13 protein-coding genes and 1 riboswitch are annotated in these 21,272 nt (G+C 46.1%); of the genes, 9 read left to right on the plus strand and 4 right to left on the minus strand.

Translation table 11 applies throughout. From position 1 onward, the window contains the following. Positions 1-96: 96 nt before the first annotated feature. Positions 97-2,343 (minus strand): phosphoenolpyruvate--protein phosphotransferase, encoded by a 2,247-nt coding sequence (gene ptsP / locus XDD1_RS15565; protein WP_045972597.1) that lies wholly within the window; start codon positions 2,341-2,343, stop codon positions 97-99. A 9-nt stretch (positions 2,344-2,352) separates the two neighbouring features. Next, a complete protein-coding gene (rppH, locus tag XDD1_RS15570) occupies positions 2,353-2,883 on the minus strand; it encodes an RNA pyrophosphohydrolase (RefSeq protein WP_045972599.1) in 531 nt (176 codons plus the stop codon). A gap of 116 nt (positions 2,884-2,999) precedes the next feature. Next, positions 3,000-3,104: riboswitch (TPP riboswitch) on the plus strand. Between the two features lie 149 nt (positions 3,105-3,253). Between rppH and thiB the strand changes: the two genes are divergently transcribed. From thiB to XDD1_RS15595, 5 genes are all read left to right on the plus strand, one after another. Beyond that, a complete protein-coding gene (gene thiB, locus XDD1_RS15575; protein ID WP_045973714.1) occupies positions 3,254-4,273 on the plus strand; it encodes a thiamine ABC transporter substrate binding subunit in 1,020 nt (339 codons plus the stop codon). Further along, positions 4,249-5,853, plus strand: coding sequence for a thiamine/thiamine pyrophosphate ABC transporter permease ThiP (gene thiP, locus XDD1_RS15580; protein ID WP_045972601.1), 1,605 nt, complete (start codon positions 4,249-4,251; stop codon positions 5,851-5,853). Before thiB ends, thiP begins: the two co-directional genes overlap by 25 nt. After that, a complete protein-coding gene (gene thiQ / locus XDD1_RS15585) occupies positions 5,846-6,547 on the plus strand; it encodes a thiamine ABC transporter ATP-binding protein ThiQ (protein WP_045972603.1) in 702 nt (233 codons plus the stop codon). The genes thiP and thiQ overlap by 8 nt, the downstream gene beginning before the upstream one ends. A gap of 184 nt (positions 6,548-6,731) precedes the next feature. Further along, entirely contained in the window at positions 6,732-8,072 is a 1,341-nt protein-coding gene (locus XDD1_RS15590; protein ID WP_052705729.1) for a tetratricopeptide repeat protein, read from the plus strand. Positions 8,073-8,105: 33 nt separating this feature from the next. Continuing rightward, a complete protein-coding gene (locus XDD1_RS15595) occupies positions 8,106-9,263 on the plus strand; it encodes an SEL1-like repeat protein (protein WP_052705730.1) in 1,158 nt (385 codons plus the stop codon). Positions 9,264-9,399: 136 nt separating this feature from the next. Here the strand turns inward: XDD1_RS15595 and XDD1_RS15600 are convergent, their stop codons facing one another. After that, positions 9,400-11,091 carry an ArnT family glycosyltransferase gene (locus tag XDD1_RS15600; RefSeq protein ID WP_045972605.1) on the minus strand — a complete coding sequence of 564 codons (1,692 nt, stop codon included), beginning with the start codon at positions 11,089-11,091 and terminating at the stop codon, positions 9,400-9,402. 414 nt (positions 11,092-11,505) lie between these two features. Between XDD1_RS15600 and XDD1_RS15605 the strand changes: the two genes are divergently transcribed. The 3 genes from XDD1_RS15605 to rluA all read left to right on the plus strand — a co-directional run bounded on the left by XDD1_RS15605 (position 11,506) and on the right by rluA (position 17,795). Further along, positions 11,506-13,848, plus strand: coding sequence for a DNA polymerase II (locus tag XDD1_RS15605; protein WP_408068296.1), 2,343 nt, complete (start codon positions 11,506-11,508; stop codon positions 13,846-13,848). Positions 13,849-14,022: 174 nt separating this feature from the next. Continuing rightward, complete coding sequence (rapA, locus tag XDD1_RS15610) at positions 14,023-16,932, plus strand: RNA polymerase-associated protein RapA (protein ID WP_045972609.1); 2,910 nt, start codon at positions 14,023-14,025, stop codon at positions 16,930-16,932. 209 nt (positions 16,933-17,141) lie between these two features. Beyond that, on the plus strand, positions 17,142-17,795 hold the full coding sequence (gene rluA, locus XDD1_RS15615) for a bifunctional tRNA pseudouridine(32) synthase/23S rRNA pseudouridine(746) synthase RluA (RefSeq protein WP_045972610.1): 654 nt from the start codon (positions 17,142-17,144) through the stop codon (positions 17,793-17,795). Positions 17,796-17,851: 56 nt separating this feature from the next. Here the strand turns inward: rluA and djlA are convergent, their stop codons facing one another. Then, entirely contained in the window at positions 17,852-18,676 is an 825-nt protein-coding gene (djlA, locus tag XDD1_RS15620; RefSeq protein ID WP_045973719.1) for a co-chaperone DjlA, read from the minus strand. Between the two features lie 182 nt (positions 18,677-18,858). Here djlA and lptD point away from each other — a divergent pair, with 182 nt between their 5' ends. Continuing rightward, entirely contained in the window at positions 18,859-21,228 is a 2,370-nt protein-coding gene (gene lptD / locus XDD1_RS15625; protein WP_045972612.1) for an LPS assembly protein LptD, read from the plus strand. Positions 21,229-21,272 lie beyond the last annotated feature (44 nt).

The raw sequence follows: 21,272 nt of genomic DNA on the forward strand, positions 1-21,272 counted from the left end.
TAGGTTAAGACAAATAATCACGGATAATAGCACAGGCAAGTGACTTGCTCACCACTAAACGGCATGTGGTTGCAAGCATGAAAATGCTGAAAGACACTACTTACCACCCCGAATCAAGCCGCCCAAGCCCTGTGATTCCATAAATTCGGCGGACAGCGCTTTTACCTCATGGCTGGTTTCGGCTTTCAATATCAATTCAATAAGGTGCTCAAGCTCCCTGGCATCCAACTGCCGCAGCAAATACTTGGTACGCGGAACGCTGCGGCCACTCATGCTCAGGCTGCGATAGCCTAAACCAAGCAATATTAATGTTCCCATTGGCAGACCGGCCATTTCTCCGCATACGCTGATAGGGAGATCAAGGCGTTGGCATTCATCAAAGGCCAGTTTCAGGGCGCGGATCACCGCAGGATGTAAATTGTCATACAGCGAAGCGACGTGGGTATTATTGCGATCCACTGCAAGCAAGTACTGGGTCAAGTCATTCGTACCAACAGAAACAAAATCAATCCGTTGCTTTAATTGAGGCAGCAAAAAAAGCGTAGAGGGAACTTCAAGCATCATGCCAATTTGGGGCATGGTAATGGTATCGGCTAATGCCTGCTCTACTTCAGCTTTCGCTCGCTCAATCAATTTGCGAACTTCATCAATTTCTTCAATACTGGTCACCATCGGCAAGAGTATTTTTAAATTGCCCGTCTGTGCATTGGCTTTTAGCATCGCCCGAAGCTGGATCAGGAATATTTCCGGTTGATCGAGTGTAATGCGAATTCCCCGCCATCCCAGACAAGGATTTTCTTCATGGATAGGCATATAGGGAAGTTGTTTGTCAGCACCAATATCCAATGTTCTCAACGTTACTGGCTTATCAGGAAAAAGTTCCAGCATCTCTTGGTAGCGATTTTTCTGCTCATCTTCTGATGGAAAACCGCTGTGCAGCATAAAAGGGATTTCTGTGCGGTACAGCCCAATGCCATCAATACTGTCTTCTATCTGCTGTTCATGTTTCAAATTCAGGCCAGCGTTGAGCTGCACCAGAATGCGTTCGCCGCTTTTTAACCGCGCTTGCTTTTGCTGTTCACATTCCGCCAGCTTGCTGAGAACTTGTTCTTCCTCAATGATTTGTTGGTATTCCTGAGCAACCAGTGGTTCTGGTTCAATTAAAATCTCTCCGCGATAACCATCAAGGATAAGCGTCCGGTTGTGTAGTAGCGCAGGCTGGATATCCGCCCCCATGATAGCGGGAATGCCCATCGCCCGAACCAGTATGGCAGAATGGGAGTGAGTTGCGCCATCTCGCACAATCACGCCAACCAATTGATCTTGCGGCAATTCAGCCAACAGATTAGCACTGAGTTCATCAGCAACCAGAATAAAGCGCTGCGGCCATTGCCTTGTTCCCGTGAAAGCATCATTCAGATGGAACAGTACCCGTTGACCCAGCGCCCGCAGATCCGATGCCCTCTCCCGCATGTAAGGATCTTGCAGGCTGGCAAACTGTTCGGCATATTTTTCAATCACCGTTTTAACCGCCCATTCCGCCACAAAACCGTTATCGACAGAATAAAACAGATCTTGTTTGAGTTGAGGGTCATTTAATAGATGAGAATAGAGATCAAAAATCGCGGCGCTTTCTTTTTGTGAACTGGCGGTAAAACGCTTACTGATACGGCGGCATTCCGCGGTGGCTTCTTCGAGGGCAGACGTCAGCCTTGAACGTTCCGCCTGATAATCCAATGTTAATGCTTGCGTGACTTGTTCCAGCAACGGTTGTGAGCAATCTCGCCATCCCTGCGCCATCACAATACCGTTAGAAATAGCGAGCGCCTTAATGCGGGTCTGACGATACCGGCCGAATACTCCTTTTGCTTGCGCCTGAGAGAGAACGGCAGCAAGCTGCATCGCCAATGTCACCATGAAGGATTCTTCACTTTCATTAAATAAGCGTCTTTCATGCTGTTGGACAACTAATATTCCCTGCAATTGGCGACGATAAATAATCGGGACACCTAAAAAAGCCCGCAGGTTTTCTTCTTTCACTTGGGGAATATATTTAAAACTAGGGTGGTCACGCACATCAGCGAGGTTAATTAATTCAGACAAACGCCCAACTTGACCCACAACGCCTTCATCAAAGGCCAGACTGACTGCTTTCCCTTTCGGTTTGCTTAACCCTTTAGTCGCCATCAGGTAATAACATTGCCGCTGGTGATCGGCCAAATAGATAGAGCAAACATCCGTGTTCATTGCCAGACAGGTTTCATTGACCAATAGCTCAAGCGCTTCAGATAAATTAGCTGCCATCGCAACCTTTTCGACAATTTCCCGTAAGCGCATGAGCATAGCAATGACCTAGCTTCTTCTACGACGATGTAAATAAGGTGAAGGTAATAATGAAGCAGGTTCCTGCGCTGACATCACAATAGAAGAGAATTCTTTCATCACGCGGCGATAGACATCTCGTTTAAAAGAAACGACTTGTCGGACAGGATACCAGTAACTGACCCAACGCCAACCATCAAACTCCGGCGTTTTACTGCGCTGCACATTAATATCTGCTTCATTACATAACAATTGCAATAAAAACCAACGTTGCTTTTGCCCAATACAAACGGGCTTTGTATCCCAACGCACCAAACGCTTGGGTAATTTGTAACGCAACCAGCTCCGGGTCGAGGCGAGAACCCGTACATCTTTGCGATTTAAACCAACTTCTTCGAACAACTCGCGATACATCGCTTGTTCTGGTGATTCCCCCGGATTGATACCCCCTTGAGGAAACTGCCAGGAATGCTGCCCATAACGGCGGGCCCACAAAACCTGCCCTTGGCGATTACAAATTACAATTCCTACATTCGGGCGGTAGCCATCATCATCGATCACCAGACTACCTCTCGGTATAACAAATTTAAAAAGATAGCTAATTGTTTCACACTCATCCCAAGCGGTAAACCTCTATGATTAGACTTTGCAGACGCAACCGAAGTCTCTACAATACCGCTATCTCAACGGGGTGCGGCTGTCATAAAACAGTATTGCTGAGAACAAACCCGTCGAACCTGAACCGGTTAGTACCGTCGTAGGGATTTGAGACGCTAATCATTGATATAACAGATGTCATTTTCATTTAGCACCTTCTCAGATCCTTTGCTGTCTACTACTGACAAACATTAATTATTAATGTTTATAACCATCAATATTATTAACTATTGATGTTGCAACCGTTAATCCGTTGCAACGACAGGAGAGCAAAGTGTTTAAGAAATTATTTTCCCGTTTTATGACTATCGCTATCGGTCTGCTGTCTATTTCTGCCAGTCTCTTTGCTCAGACAGCTCAGGCGAAACCAACACTGACCGTTTACACTTATGATTCCTTTGCCTCTGAATGGGGGCCGGGGCCTGCCATCAAAAAAGCCTTCGAAGCAGAGTGTGGCTGTGAACTAAAACTGGTTGCGTTGGAAGACGGGGTATCTTTGTTGAACCGTTTGCGGATGGAAGGCCAAAAGACACCGGCAGATATTATACTGGGGTTAGATAACAATCTGATCCAAGCCGCGCAACAAACTGGGTTATTCACATCGAGTCAGGTTGATACCTCAAAACTGACATTACCCATCACATGGAACAATACGACATTTATTCCGTATGATTACGGTTATTTTGCCTTTATTTACAACAAAAACACCCTGCCTCATCCCCCAAAAAGTATGGATGAATTAATCAATAGCCGCCAGAATTGGAAAATTATTTATCAAGATCCCCGTACCAGCACGCCGGGACTGGGGTTATTGCTCTGGATACAGGAGCTTTATGGCGACAAGGCCGCACAGGAGTGGCAGAAAGTAGCCAAAAAGACACTCACCGTCACTAAGGGCTGGAGTGAAGCCTATGGCCTGTTTCTGAAAGGTGAAGGGGATATGGTACTGAGCTATACCACGTCACCCGGCTATCACATTATGTCAGAGAAAAAAGATAATTATGCCGCTGCCCTTTTCAAGGAAGGACACTACTTGCAGATTGAAGTGGCGGCTCAGGTGGCCTCCAGCAAACAGCCGGAACTGGCGCAAAAGTTCATGAAATTCATGATCTCACCGGCATTTCAGCAAGTTCTTCCAACCACGCAATGGATGTATCCCGTGATTGATATTCCTTTGCCGGATGTTTTCAGGCAACTTCCTGTTCCTGAGAAATCGCTGCAATTTAACGCAGATGATGTGGCAAAACACCGTACAAAATGGATCCGTACATGGCAAAGCGCTGTAAGCCGTTAATCGCGGGTTGGTTATTGCCGGGGATCATTGCCTCCGGCCTGTTAGTGATTGTTGCCCTGTCAGCATTTGGAACGCTGTGGTTCAATGCGCCGGAAAGCCATTGGCAGGCGTTCTTGAGTGACAGCTATCTCTGGCATGTCATTCGATTCACGTTCTGGCAGGCATTTCTTTCTGCCGTCTTCTCGGTCACACCGGCGATTTTTCTGGCACGGGCACTTTACCGACGCCATTTTCCCGGAAAAAGGCTATTTCTGCGCTTATGCGCCATGACTTTGATCCTGCCTGTTTTGGTGGCGCTGTTCGGGCTTCTCACCGTGTATGGTCAGACCGGCTGGCTGGCCAATCTTTGCCAATGGCTGGGCATGGAATATCGGTTTACACCTTACGGGCTGCAAGGCATTTTGCTGGCACATATTTTCTTTAATCTACCGATGGCAACACGGTTATTGCTGCAATCTCTGGAAAATATTGCCATTGAGCAGCGGCAACTTGCCGCCCAGCTTGGTATGAACGAATGGCAGCATTTTCGTTTTATCGAATGGCCTTATCTGCGCCGCCAAATTTTACCGACCGGTGCCCTGATTTTCATGCTGTGCTTTGCCAGTTTTGCTACCGTGCTTGCACTGGGTGGTGGCCCTGCCGCAACCACGATCGAACTGGCGATTTATCAGGCGCTCAGTTACGACTACGATCTGGGTCACGCCGCCCTGCTTGCCTTGATCCAACTTTTTTGCTGCCTCGGTCTGGTACTTCTCAGCCAAAAACTTAAAGGGGCACTTTCCGTGGGTTACGGGCATCAACAACAGTGGCGTAATCCACAGGATTCATGGCTGAGAAAATTATCTGATGGTTTACTGATTGGCGTCGCGTTACTGCTGTTGCTTCCCCCTTTATTGGCAGTCATCGTTGATGGCCTGAACCGTGATATTGTTGTTGTCTTAAGCCAACCAGCTTTATGGCAAGCCCTGAAAACCTCCATTATCATTGCGTTGGGTGCGGGATTATTGTGTGTCATCCTGACCATGATGTTGCTCTGGAGCAGCCGCGAATTACGTTTGCGTCATTCCCCCCTCTGGGGACAAGCAATGGAAACCAGCGGATTGTTGATCCTTGCCATGCCGGGCATTGTGCTTGCGACCGGCTTTTTTCTCCTGCTGAACACCACTATTGGCCTACCCCAATCACCTTACGGGTTGATTATTCTGACCAACGCCTTGATGGCGATCCCTTACGCGCTAAAAGTATTGGAAAATCCCATGCGTGATTTGGCCGTGCGTTACAACCCCTTATGCCATTCCCTCAATATTCAGGGCATTCACCGTTTATGCTGGATCGAGCTTAAGGCATTAAAAATGTCCTTGGCACAAGCACTGGCTTTCGCCTGTGTCTTATCGATTGGTGATTTTGGTGTGGTCGCGTTATTTGGCAACGAAGATTTCCGTACCCTGCCTTATTACCTTTATCAACAAATTGGCGCCTATCGCAGTCAGGATGGTGCCGTGACCGCATTCCTGCTGCTGCTACTCTGTTTTATATTATTCACTGTGATTGAACGCCTGCCGAGCCGAAGCCATGATTAAACTTGAAAATATCACTTACACTTATGAACACCTTGCCATGTATTTTAATGTCAGCGTAAAGGCCGGAGAACGTATTGCGATCCTCGGCCCAAGCGGGGCGGGTAAAAGCACATTGTTAAGTTTAATGGCCGGTTTTCAGTTTCCAGAACAAGGTAATATCTGGCTGGATAGCGAAAATCATACGAATACCCCACCTTCCAAACGCCCTGTTTCGATGCTGTTTCAGGAAAATAACCTGTTTTCCCATCTGACCATTGCGCAAAATATTGGTTTGGGATTGCACCCCGGATTGCGGTTAAGCACCGGGCAAAAGAAAACGCTGCAACAGATTGCCGCTCAGGTATCACTGGAGGCGTGTTTATCTCGCCTGCCGGCTCAACTTTCTGGCGGGCAGCGCCAACGGGCGGCACTGGCGCGTTGCTTAGTCCGCCACCAGCCGATTTTATTGCTGGATGAACCCTTTTCAGCCCTTGATCCCGCTTTGCGTAATGAAATGCTGGAATTGCTCGATCAGATATGCAATGAGCGACAAATGACTTTACTGATGGTGTCTCACAATCTTCACGATGCCGCGAAAATCGCCCCGCGTTCCCTGCTGATTGTGGATGGAAAAATTCATTATGATGGAGAAACGAAGAAGCTGGTGAATGGCGAGGTGGATGAGGCGGGGGTTTTGGGGATAACAGCTTTTTAAGACAAAGAACCATACATGTCTATAAAGAATAGCTTCATTTGATAACCAGAATAAGGAAATAAAACTTCTGTTTATTACAGTACTGAATAGCCTGTATATCATTTCCAACCAATATAATTTTTGCTAATGTTTTGCGTTATTCTTTTTCCACCGATTGCACCTATAAAAAATAGGGAATAACAATATGGAACGACTAACGCCAGTCTGTTTTTTTCTTACCCTCGGTCTTTTGACAACAGCATGTACTCCAAATGATCCCTGCCAAATAGATGAAACTTCCTTTTCTGCTTGCTTAAAATTAGCCAATCAAGGCGATGCTAAAGCGCAATATAAAACAGGAAAACTGTATGAGACAGGATTAGGGGTAGAACAAAACTATCAAGAGGCATTCAAATGGTATACCCATGCTGCCAATCAAAATAATGCCGATGCACAAGCTAACCTTGGTGAATTTTATCAGGAAGGGCTAGGTGTAGAGAAAGACTATCAAAAAGCCATTGCGTGGTATAAAAAATCAGTGGAACAAGGTCATGCTGATGTTCAAACTAAATTGAACAGACTCTATAAAGCAGAGGCCGAAAGATATCTCCTGCTAGCCAAACAGGGGGATATTGCTGCACAAAATCATCTTGGTGATCTCTATTACTATGGATCAGGTGTAACACAAGATTATGAAAAAGCAGCTGAATGGTATAGTTCGGCAGCTAAACAAGGGGATATCGGTGCACAAGCTAACATTGGTTATCTCTATAGTAAGGGATTGGGTGTAACGCAAGACTATAAAGAAGCAGCCAAATGGTATACCAAAGCGGCTAAACAAGGTGATTACACTGCACAATATAATATGGGATATCTTTCTTTGAATGGCTTAGGCGTTATTCAAGATAATGAAGAAGCTATCAAATGGTATACCCTGGCAGCTAACCAAGGAGACATAGATGCGCAGCTTGAGCTTGCCGCTTTTTATTACAATGGCATCGATGGAATAAAAAATTATACCGAATCCGCCAAATGGTATATCAAAGCCGCTGAACAGGGGAATGCTTACGCACAATATATGCTGGGACGTTTCTATGATGTTGGGCAAGGTGTAACGCAAGACTATAAAGAAGCCATCCAATGGTATACCCAAGCCGCTAATCAAGGAAACGAAGGTGCTCAAACTAATCTTGGCTATATCTATAGTGAAGGATTAGGTGTTCAAAAAAATAGTGCAGTGGCAATGAAATGGTTTTTAAAAGCAGCAGAACAAGGATCCGCTACAGCAGCAAATAATATTGCTGCACATTATCTGGATGGAGATGGTGTAAAAAGAGACGCTAAAAAAGCGATAGAGTGGTTGACTAAATCAGCAGAACTAGGTGAAGGAATAGCTCAACGAAATCTAGGCATGATTTATGAGCGAGGGGAAATTGTCCCACAGGATTATGAAAAAGCCCTTGAATGGTATAAAAAAGCCGCTGATAACGGTGCGAGTGATGTTGTATTGAAAGTGGAAGAACTGACTAAAAAACTCCATAAGTAATGGAACATTCCCGCTAAAATAAGGAATAGATATATGAGACGCTTATTATCACACTGTTTTTTTCTCAGTTTCGGCCTGTTAGCCTCTGCATGTACGCCAAATGATCCTTGCAAAATAGATGAACAATCATTTTCTGTTTGCCTAAAATTAGCCACAGAAGGTGATACTACGGCGCAATATAAAACGGGCAGACTGTATGAGAAAGGATTAGGTATCCAACAAGACTACAGAGAAGCTATCAAATGGTATACCCAAGCAGCTAAACAAGGGAATACAAATGCTCAATCTTTCCTTGCATCTCTTTATAATCACGGCTTAGGTATACAACAAAACTATCAAGAAGCAGTGGTTTGGTATACCAAAGCAGCTAAACAAGGAAATGCCTATTCACAGGCGTCCCTTTGCTATCTCTATATAACAGGGAAAGGTGTAACACAAGATTATCAAGAAGCATTAAAATGGTGCACTAAAGCCGCTCGACAAAGAGTGGATTCTGCGCAAGCCAATATGGGATACCTCTATTTTAATGGATTAAGCGTAGAGCAAAATTATAAGGAAGCCATCAAATGGTACACCAAAGCCGCTGAGCAGGGATATATCCGCTCACAAAATAGACTTGGAGATATTTATAGTGAGGGACTAAGGGTACCTCAAAACTACTCCGAAGCTGTCAAATGGTATACCAAAGCGGCTGAACAAGGGGACAGTAGTGCGCAGGCTAAACTAAGTCTTTTCTACGCTAAAGGGTTAGGTGTAGAACAAAATTATCAAACAGCGATCGAATGGAGTACACAATCAGCCAATCAGGGGAATGCCGATGGGCAAAATATCTTAGGATTTCTCTACATGGAAGGCTTAGGCGTGACAAAAGATGGTTCCGTTGCGATGAAGTGGTTTTTGAAAGCCGCATCTCAAGGTTATCCTACGGCACAAAATAATGTTGGTCAGCTTTATTGGTATGGAAATGGTGTAAAAAAAGATCATCTCAAAGCGATGAAATGGTTTCTTAAAGCGGCAGCTCAAAATGATGGTTATGCCCAGAGAAATTTGGCAATGATTTATGAACTTGGTCAAGTTGTACCGCAAGATTATGCAAAAGCACTCGAATTGTACCAAAAAGCTGCTGATAAAGGCGTTGATAATCTGGAAATGAAAGTAAAGGAATTAAAAGAGAAACTTAATCGTTCATGAACACCCTATTTACAAATTTATAATAATCACAATCTTATAAAATAAGTTTTCATCATAGTGATACACTCAAAATTATGAAAATTCCTTACTCCTCGCGCTGCGAGGGGTAAGGAAATAGGCTACGATTTTAAAATCGTTATATATCACCCAACCCAATCTTCTTATAAACCACCAAATTCTCCCGATCCCGGTGTGCCCGGTGCCCATGCCAATATAATTCCATCCCTTCAGGCGCTGGCGCTATCTCTTCGGATAAGACAATCAACCAATCACATTTTTCAGGCGCTTCAAACGTATTCTGTTGTTGATGCAGGACATGAGCAAAATAATAAAGCATCGGCGCTTCGGATTCGCCAATATTGTACGATGCCATACAGTGATGATCTTGATATACCCCCGCCAGCGTCTGTTTTAAATCAAGAAACGTTTCTTTATACCCTTTGGTGTAATCAATCCAGCCAACAAATAACGTAAAGACTAATCCCCAGACTGTAGCAATCCCCAAAACCCAATTTTGGGCAGCGCGTAAGGCCGGCGATTTAGCAAGGAGCCAGCTTTTCGCTATCCATATCGCCGTGATCAAGGCAGCAATAGCCACAATCAATCCCGAGAAATTCATCTGATAACTCATTGGCAACCATCGGCTAAACGGCATTAACCAATGTTTATAATCAGTGGAAAGAGATAAAAAATAACAAATCCATAAAAAGATAATCAGCCCAGACCAAAATAGGGAAGAAAATATGGTGAAATATTTATAGATGATCTTAGGCAGTTTAATAAAGCTCTCTGTCGCCAAGATTGCCATTGGGGCAATAAAAGGCAGTAAATATAATGCACGGCCAGAGGCCGAGATTTGCAATAACACCACACCTAATACAACAAATGCAGCACAAAGGAAATAATGTTCGTCTGACAGAATTTTAATTGGGTTCATCAAGATAAAGATAAAAGCCAATATTCCCGCTGGCAAGGCAAACAACAGCACGGCCTCAGGGATCATGGTCGGATTCCCCCTTGCGCCGAGATCTTCAACCGAAAAACCGAAAAAGCGACCGATATTGTTATCCCAAAGCCAGATTTTAAATAAATCAGGATGTTCAATAAATAACATCACTGGCCACGGCAGGATGAAAACCAGTGCAATAATTCCTGATAATAACGCACTGAGCCAATATTGTTTGGTTCGGCACTGTTTCAGGAAAACGGGTGCCAGAATAAGACAAATCCATAACAACCCAGGAATAAATACCCCTTTTGATAAAAGCGTTACCGCCGTACCCATGGTCAACCACAAACAGGAGTAAGCTGTTTTTTCGTTTTTGATTAATCCCAGTAAGCCATATAACCCGATCGTTGTGCCGGCCATCAATGAGGTATCCGTAAACATATCGTGGCTATGGCGAACCAGGCCGGGCGCACTGGCATACAAAGCAAAAGCTATCCATATTCGGCTGTCTGTAAAGTTTTTGATATCAAATACACGGCGAGCCAATAGAATAAAAAAGGAGAAATTGAACACTGAAAAAAATAAAGAGGCTGTTCTGGCTGCATCGTGCATTGGCAGCCAAGGCGATAGCAAATGAATAAATGACGTTGCTGTCCAATAATACAGGGGCGGCTTTTCCATAAAAGGTTGCCCCGCATTCATGGTGACCAACCAATTCCCGGTCTCATACATCGTGTGAATAATGCCAAAACTGTAATTTTCATCTTGTTTCCATGGTGTATGTCCATAAACACCGGGTAACAAATACAGTAAGGTAAAAGCGAAAAATAAGAGTAAGGCTCTGATATCTGTTTGCGTCAGTTGATTGGGTTTATTCATCAATATTTACCAGATTCAATTAATGTTTTATTTTTTCAGTAAAAAACGTTGGAATGTTACCCAATTAATCATAGTAACAAAAGGTAAATAAAACAGCCTGTTTAAATCACATTTCAAAATGAAAAGATTACAAACATTCACTATTATGAAAACCTATTTAATTAGATGAGAAAAAATAAGTCATCTCTCTGATAATTTAAAGTAGTTAATATCTCTCTGGTAAAAATAAATTCATTATAAATACTCTTTTTATTAATTAATAAAATAATAAATCACAATAACTATAAAAACGTATTCCCCTGTCAAATTCCCAGCAAAAAACACTGTATAAATAACCATAATTAATGCTATGATTGAAATGGCCTCCGTGAAATGAAATAGGGTTTATTTCTCACAAGATAAAATATTATGCAGATAAATCACGTTGAACAAGGTTTTATCCTGACCCGCCATTGGAAAGAGACACCATTAGGTATCGAGTTGGTGTATTGGCTGGCGACGGAGGCGGGTGCACGCCGTATTACGATCCCGCACCAAAAAGCGGTGGCCTTTATTCCTCAACACGATCTGCCTAAAGCAGAACCTTTACTCACCCAAGAGCGGGGCTGCGAACTGAAAGCTTTGCCATTGAAAGATTTTAGTCGCCAACCGGTCTCTGCCTTATATTGCCTGCAATATCGCCAGTTACAACAACTGGAAAAAGTGTTTAAAGAGCAAGATATCCCGCTCTATGAAACCGATATTCGTCCCCCCGATAGGTTTATGATGGAGCGCTTTATTACTGCTCCCGTTTGGTTCAGCCAGAAACCCAACGGCAGTTATCAAATGAAACCTAATCCCGCTTATCGGCCACATTTGAAATGGGTGTCACTGGATATCGAAACCAGCCAACATGGGGAGCTGTATTCTATTGGCTTGGCCGGATGCGGTGAGAAAACGGTATTTATGTTGGGAGCAGCAAAGGATAACCGACAGGATCTCGGTTTCAAACTGGAGTATGTTGCCAGTCGTCCGCTGATGCTGGAAAAACTCAATGAGTGGCTGGCTGATTATGATCCTGATGCCATTATTGGCTGGAATCTGGTTCAGTTCGATTTGCGGGTGTTGCAGCAACATGCTGAACGCTATCACGTGCCGTTAAAATTCGGGCGCAATCAGGCGGTACTCGAATGGCGGGAACACGGTTTTAAACCAGGGCACTTTTTCGCTTCGGCAGAAGGTCGTCTGATCATTGATGGTATTGATGCCCTGAAAACCGCCACGTGGAATTTTCCCTCTTTCAGTCTTGAGTACGTCGCGCGCGAACTGTTAGGGGAAGGGAAAGCCGTCGATAATCCTTATGATCGCATGGATGAGATCAATCGTCGCTTTCAAGAAGATAAGCCCGCCCTCGCCCGCTATAATTTGCAGGATTGCCTTCTGGTCAATCGTATTTTTGAGAAGACGGATTTGATGGCTTTCCTGTTGGAGCGCGCCACGGTAACAGGATTGGCGGTGGATCGCAGCGGAGGATCTGTCGCGGCATTCACCCATCTTTATCTGCCAAGAATGCACCGTATTGGTTATGTGGCTCCCGTTCTGCCAACGTATTTCGATGACAATAGCCCCGGTGGCTTCGTGATGGATTCGTTCCCCGGATTATACGATTCGGTGTTGGTGCTGGATTACAAAAGCCTCTATCCTTCGATTATTCGCACGTTTTTAATTGATCCGGTCGGGCTGGTTGAGGGTCTCGCCAACCCTGATAGCCAACAGGCCGTGCCCGGTTTTCGTCAGGCATTTTTCTCCCGCACACAGCACTGTTTGCCGGATATTGTCACCCAAATCTGGCATGAACGTGAAAAGGCCAAAAAGCAACAGAATGCGCCGCTTTCCCAAGCGCTGAAAATTATTATGAATGCGTTTTATGGTGTACTTGGCGCTTCCGGCTGCCATTTTTTTGATCCTCGCCTGACATCATCCATTACGCTGCGTGGTCACAAAATCATGCACCAAACCCGTGAGTTAATCGAATCACAAGGCTATCAGGTGATTTATGGTGATACGGATTCCACTTTTGTCTGGCTAAAACAACCTCATTCCGAGGAGGAAGCCTGCCAAATCGGGCATTCCCTGACACAATTTGTCAACCAATGGTGGCGGGATCACCTTAAGGCTGAATTCAATCTTGAAAGTGTGCTGGAGCTGGAGTTTGAAACTCACTATCGGCGTTTCCTGATGCCAACGGTACGCGGCGCAGAGCAAGGCAGTAAAAAACGTTATGCCGGGTTAAGCGGTGATAAGGTGATTTTCAAGGGGCTGGAAACGGTCAGGAGTGACTGGACGCCGCTGGCACAAATATTCCAGAAAGAGCTGTATAGCCTGATTTTTCATCAACAACCGCATCAGCATTATATTCGGCAATATATCGCCAAAACACTGGCAGGTGAGTTTGATGATCGTTTGGTGTACCGTAAGCGATTACGCCGCAAGTTGTCTGATTATCAGCGTAATGTGCCGCCCCATGTGCGGGCAGCACGTTTGGCGGATGAATATAATCAACAGCATCATCGTCCGTTACAGTATCAAAATGGCGGTTGGATCAACTACGTCATGACCCAAGCAGGCCCTGAACCCTTAGAGAATCCAACCTCGGCACCCGATTATGAACACTATATCAACAAGCAATTGAAACCGATTGCCGATGCCATCCTGCCATTTATTCAGGACGACTTTATGCCCCTGCTGACCGGGCAAATGAACATCTCTTTCGAATAATGGATATTTTTGCAGGTGACGGCTTGCCCGGCTTCAATTAACATAGCGCCCCTCCAATGGGCAACTGCACTTTTGTGATCCCGTTATCAAAACCTATAACAATCGATATCCAACAAAAGCAGCCATCCTGCAACCATAAATAATATTGTCTAACAGAAAACTGAGCCAAAATTTATGCCATTTACTCTTGGTCAACGCTGGATAAGCGATACAGAAAGCGAACTTGGATTAGGAACCGTCGTGGCGCTTGATGCGCGCATGGTGACGTTACTTTTCCCTGCCAGCGGAGAAAACCGCCTTTACGCACGCAATGACTCCCCCATCACCCGCGTTATGTTTAATGTGGACGATACCGTGACCAGTCACGAAGGCTGGAAACTCAAGATCAATGATGTCCAACTCGATAATGGCCTGTTGACCTATGTGGGTACGCGTCTGGATACGGAAGAAGAAAACATCTGCTTGCGGGAAGTTTTTCTGGATAGCAAGCTGACATTTAACAAGCCACAGGATCGCCTGTTTGCCGGTCAAATTGACCGCATGGATCGCTTTGCCTTGCGTTTTCGCGCCCGTAAACACCTAAGCGAGCAGTCCCGTCTGGCCGAAAGTGGGCTGCGCGGTATTCGTGCCAGTTTGATCCCTCATCAGCTACACATTGCCAATGAGGTAGGCAAGCGTCACGCACCGCGTGTATTACTGGCGGATGAAGTTGGTCTGGGCAAGACCATTGAAGCCGGTATGATTATCCATCAGCAATTGATGGCCGGGCGTGCCGAACGTGTGTTGGTCATTGTGCCGGACAGCCTGCAACACCAGTGGCTGGTCGAAATGCTGCGCCGTTTCAATCTGCGTTTTTCCCTGTTTGATGATAGCCGATACAGCGAAGCGCTGCATGACAGCGATAATCCGTTTGAAACTGAACAGTTGATTATCTGTTCGCTGGATTTTGTTCGCCGCAATAAGCAGCGTTTTGAACTGCTGCTGGAAGCCAGTTGGGATTTAATGGTGGTGGATGAAGCGCACCATCTGGCCTGGAGCGAAAATTCCCCCAGCCGCGAATATCAGGCTATCGAACAATTGGCAGAGCAAATCCCGTCGGTCTTACTGTTAACGGCAACCCCGGAGCAGTTGGGGCAAGAGAGTCACTTTGCCCGCCTGCGCCTGCTGGACCCGAATCGTTTCCACGATTATCAGGCGTTCATTGATGAGCAACAGAAATACCGCCCGGTCGCGGATGCGGTGACATTACTGTTGTCCAGTGAATCCCTGAATAATGACCAGCAAAATGCCATCGTCGAATTGATCAGCGAGCAGGATATTGAACCGCTGCTGAAAGCCGCCAACAGCCATCAGGATGAAGAGAGCGAAAACGCGCGCCGCGAACTGATCACCATGCTGATGGATCGCCACGGCACCAGCCGACTGCTGTTCCGTAATACCCGTGGTGGTGTGAAAGGCTTTCCGCATCGTGAATTGCACGAGATCAAATTACCTTTGCCGGCTCAATATCAGACGGCGATCAAGGTTTCTGAAATCATGGGGGCCAAAAAGTCGGTGGAGGCTCGCGCCAAAGATATGCTCTATCCTGAACGGATTTATCAGGAATTCGAAGGGGAAAACGCCACCTGGTGGAATTTCGATCCCCGCGTAGAATGGCTGATGGGTTTCTTGATGGCAAATCGCGACGAAAAAGTGCTGGTGATCTGTGCCAAAGCAGAAACGGCGCTGCAACTGGAGCAAGTGTTGCGTGAACGCGAAGGCATCCGCAGTGCGGTGTTCCACGAAGGCCTGTCCTTGCTGGAACGTGACCGTGCCGCCGCTTACTTTGCTTCCCAAGAAGAGGGCGCGCAAGTGCTGCTCTGTTCTGAAATTGGCTCAGAAGGGCGTAACTTCCAGTTTGCCAATCAGCTTGTCATGTTTGATTTACCCTTCAATCCTGATTTGCTGGAACAGCGTATCGGTCGTCTGGATCGTATTGGCCAAAACCGCGATATCAAAATCAGTGTGCCTTATCTGGAAAATACAGCGCAATCCATTCTCCTGCGCTGGTATCACGAAGGTCTGGACGCTTTTGAGCACACCTGTCCAACCGGCCGTTCCATCTATGACAAATATTATGAAACGCTGGTGAATTTCCTCGCCAAGCCAAATGAGCAAACGGGCTTCAATGAATTTATTGCACAATGTCGCGAGCATCATGAGAAGCTGAAACAGCAACTGGAACAGGGACGTGACCGTCTGCTGGAGATGAACTCCAACGGCGGCGAGCAAGGCCAGAAACTGGCAGAGAAAATTGCAGCGCAAGATAAAGATACCGATCTGGTGAATTTTGCCCTGAATCTGTTTGATATCATCGGCATCAATCAGGAAGATCGCTGCGACAATATTATTGCCCTGCATCCCTCCGATCATATGCTGGTGCCGGATTTCCCCGGCTTACCCCAAGATGGCTGCTCGATTACGTTTGACCGTGAAAAAGCCCTGTCCCGCGAAGATACTCAGTTCCTGAGCTGGGAACACCCCATCATTCGCAACGGGCTGGATTTAATCCTGTCAGGCGATACCGGCAGTTGTGCGGTTTCCATCCTGAAAAACAAGGCACTGCCGGTCGGTACGCTGTTGGTTGAGTTGATTTACGTTGTGGAAGCTCAAGCGCCGAAGCACCTGCAATTGACCCGTTTCTTGCCGCCAACACCTGTGCGCCTCCTGCTGGATCTGAAAGGCACCAATCTGGCGCCTCAGGTTGAGTTTGAAAGCTTCAACCGTCAGCTCAATGCCATCAACCGCCATAACGCCAGCAAGCTGGTGAATGCAGTACAGAAAGAGGTTCATGCGATTTTGCAACAATCTGAACCGCTGGTTGAAGCACAAGCACATGGGTTGATCGCGAAGGCGAAGAAAGAAGCGGATGAAGCGCTGTTGACCGAATTGTCACGCATGGAAGCCCTGAAAGCGGTTAACCCGAATATCCGTGATGATGAGCTGGAGGCGATTAAATCTGAGCATAAACATCTGCTGCTCAATCTTGATCAGGCAAACTGGCGTCTGGATGCGATTCGTTTGGTGGTGGTTTCTCATCAGTAAGAAAACAAAGGCGATTAGCTAACAGTAAACTCAGGGGCATCCTCGACAACATGCCCCTGAGTTTTATCTCACATGCGTTTTATCTCACATATGTTTTATCTCACATAGTCAGCCATATCCTGATAGAATGCGCCCCGTCATTTTTTCGACCCGATTATTTCCCAACTCGATTATTTTCCAAACCCATTTTTCGACCCATTGGAGCCACTATGCTGGAGTCTTATCTTCCCCCGACCGATCCTTGGTTACATGTGTTGTATCAGGATGAGCACATTATGGTTGTCAATAAACCCAGTGGCTTACTTTCTGTGCCGGGGAGAGCAGAGGAGCACAAGGACAGTATTATGACGCGGATACAAGCGGAATTTCCCTGCGCTGAATCTGTCCATCGATTGGATATGGCGACCAGCGGGATTATGGTTGTCGCGCTGACTAAGGCCGCCGAGCGTGAGTTAAAACGTCAGTTCCGTGAGCGTGAGCCGAAAAAAGTCTATATCGCGCGGGTATGGGGAAAGATGGCGCAGGAAAAAGGGTTGGTGGACCTGCCCCTGATCTGTGACTGGCCGAATCGCCCGAAACAGAAAGTCTGTTTTGAAACAGGTAAGTCAGCACAAACTGAATATCAGGTTCTGGCGTATGAAGCGCAGGCAACGCGGGTCAGGCTGGCGCCGATCACCGGGCGTTCCCATCAGCTTCGCGTGCATATGCTGGCACTGGGCCATCCGATTCTGGGCGATAAGTTCTATGCGCATACGCAGGCAAGGGAACTGGCACCTCGCCTGCAATTGCATGCCCAAGCGCTGTTCATCACCCACCCTGCTTATGGCACGCCAATACATTTTGAGTGCCCGGCTGATTTTTAACGAATACGCTTGTTTTAATGAATATGATTGTTTTGACGAATAAATAACTACAGGCGTTACTTAAAGCCTTGCTCTTTTTTGATCAAATCATAGGCGGCTTGGATAGACTGTGCTTTTTGTTTCGCCAGTTCCATCATTTCTGGTGGTAAACCTTTTGCCACCAGCTTATCGGGGTGATGTTCACTCATCAATTTTCGATAAGCGCGCTTAATGGTTGTGGCATCATCTTGTTCCTTGACTCCCAAGACCTTACAGGCATCTTCCAGTGTTGCACGCTGCTGTCTATGGCCGTGATAATGCCCATGCTGTTGGTATTGCTCCTCTTGCTGGTGCCCGTCGAAATGACGTCCCCCTTCCATCATGGCAAGAAATTGCTCAAATTGAAGGCGAGAAATCCCTAATTCTTCCGCGATAACAAACAGGACCTTTCTTTCATTAGGATGCAGTTCACCATCTGCAAATGCGGCTTGTAGCTGAATTTCCAGAAACATGCGGATCAGGTCAAAACGACCAAAGCAAGCACGGCGTAATTGTCGCAAGGTTTCACGCAAGGGAAATTGAGGCTGCTTGCCTTCACGGAATGCCTGCTGTGCAGAAAGCCGGGCTTCACCATGCAGTTGCATTCTGTTCATCAGTTGAGTGGCCAGTTGGATATCCGTTTCGGTGACCCGCCCTTTTGCTTTGGTCAGGTGCCCCAATACCTGAAAAGTACTGCGGAAAAACAGCGCCTGCCGGGTTGGGCCTTTAGGCTTTCTGCCCAATTTCTGCATCCTGATTTTGTCAAGCAGGTGACCCAGCAGCAAGCCAATCACGATCCCCCAAAAACCCGCACCCGACGCGATCCCAAATATTAATCCGAATAATTTTCCCCAATACTGCATATAGTCTTCAATTCCCCAATGCCCTGAGCGCAATTTTGCATTATCATACTCTCCATTAAGCTCTGTGCCTAACAACAAGATTAGCAAAGTTAAACTTTATTCTGGCGCCTATCTCTCAACTACGTTAGTCTCTGAGCGTTTGCCGGCACGATGCCACTGATGACGGAACCGCATAAACATCTATGAATAAATGTTATCCTACCCTGCTGGCCACAATGGTATGGGCAGCACTTTACAGTCAGCAGGCACATGCTGACCTTGCAGCGCAATGTATGTTGGGTGTCCCTGTTTACGATAAGCCGATTATCACAGGCGATCCGAATAAGCTGCCGATTTATATTAAGTCCGATGATACTCACGGTGAATATCCCAATGCGGTTGAGTTTATTGGTAATGTTGATATCCAACAGGGCAATAAAACCCTGACCGCCGATAAAGTCCGGCTCGAACAGACACAAGCTAAAGAACCTGTCCGCACGGTAACCGCCGTCGGTAATGTCAGCTATGATGACCCTCAGATCATCTTGAAAGGGCCACGCGCGTGGGCCAATCTGAACAATAAAGATACCGACGTAGAACAAGGCAGATACCAGATGGTTGGCCGTCAAGGACGCGGTAGTGCAGATAAGATGATGCTGCGTGATGAAAATCGCTATACCATCTTGAATAACGGGATATTTACTTCCTGCCTGCCCGGTAATGATAGCTGGAGCGTTGTGGGTTCTGAGGTGATCCTTGACCGTGAAGAAGAAGTCGCTGAAATCTGGAATGCCCGCTTTCGCGTTGCCAATGTGCCGGTGTTTTACAGTCCCTATTTGCAATTGCCTATCGGAGACAAACGCCGTTCTGGTTTTTTGATCCCCAACGCCAGTTTTTCCAATAAAGACGGTTTCCAATTCCTGCTGCCCTATTACTGGAACATTGCCCCCAACTATGATGCCACCATTACCCCGCATCTCATCACGATGCGTGGTTTGAAGCTGGATAATGAGTTCCGTTATTTAACCCAAGCGGGTTCAGGTACAGTGGCTCTGGATTGGATTGGGCGCGACCGTCTATATGAAGAGGACAAAAGGCTCAATATCAAGCCTGAGCGGGATAGTAACAGCCGTTGGTTGTTCTACTGGAATCACAGTGGCGTCATGAATCAGGTTTGGCGTTTTAGTGCTGATTATACCAAAGTCAGTGATCCAACCTATTTCAGTGACTTCACTTCACAATACGGTTCCAGTACCGATGGCTATGCCACCCAGAAGTTCAGTATTGGCTATGCCCAGAAAAACTGGAATGCCACATTGACCACCAAACAGTTCCAGATCTTTACCGCAGGTAATGCCGGAGAAGCCTACCGAGCTGCACCTCAGCTAGATATGAATTACTACAAGAATGATCTGGGGCCATTTGATTTCCGCTCTTATGCTCAAATCGCTAAATTAACCAGCGTAGGTGAGGATCAACCAAATGCAACCCGTTGGCATCTGGAACCTTCCATCAATTTACCACTTTCCAACGGCTGGGCTAGCCTCAATAATGAATTGAAATTGATGGCAACTCACTATCAACAAGATATTCCTGCCTCAGCCCAAAAGGAAACACCTACATTGGAAAGATCGGTTACTCGTGTCCTACCAGTGTTTAAATCTGATGCCAAGATGGTGTTTGAACGCACTATGCATTTTGATCAGAATTACACTCAGACACTGGAACCCCGTATCCAGTATCTTTATGTGCCTTATAAGAATCAAAATAACATCTATAACTACGATTCGTCCCTACTACAGACGAATTATACCGGTCTGTTCCGTGACCGCTTCTATGGCGGTTTAGACCGTATTTCATCAGCGAATCAATTTACCAGTGGTATCACCACCCGTATTTATGATGAGGATTTAGTTGAACGTTTTAATCTATCCGTAGGTCAAATTTATTACTTTGAGTCTCCACGTGTAAAAGATGCTAACCCCGATCCAGAAAAAACTGACATTATCAGCACTAAGAAAAACACTGGTTCTGTCACATGGGCAGGAGATGCTGAATGGAAAATCAATGACTCATGGGGGCTTAAGGGAGGACTACAATATGACACCCGTCTGAGTAGTGTTGCGATGGGAAATGCAGTCCTAGAATACCGTCGTGATGCTGACCGTTTGGTTCAATTGAGCTATCGATTCGTGGATCGCGATTATATCCAGGCCACCCTCAAAGATAAGAATAATCGAGATAGGATGCCCGCTTATCAGCAAGGGATTTCTCAAGTGGGCATGGTGGCAAGCTGGCCATTGTCCGATCGTTGGGCGTTTGTCGGGGCTTATTACTACGATACGAAAGAGAAACAGCCCGCCAGCCAGATGGTCGGTCTGCAATACAACACGTGTTGCTGGGCGGTTAATGTGGGTTATGAACGCAAGGTCACCGACTGGCGCTTCGATAGCAGCCAATATGACAATAAATGGTCATTCAATATTGAACTTCGTGGCCTAAGTAACAATCATAGTTTAGGCAGTCAGAAAATGTTGCAGCAAGGTATTCTTCCATACCAACGTGCATTCTGATACCGATAAACGCAATGTAAACAAAATAACCCTGCCAAGGCGGG

This window comes from Xenorhabdus doucetiae, from assembly GCF_000968195.1.
Classification (GTDB): domain Bacteria; phylum Pseudomonadota; class Gammaproteobacteria; order Enterobacterales; family Enterobacteriaceae; genus Xenorhabdus; species Xenorhabdus doucetiae.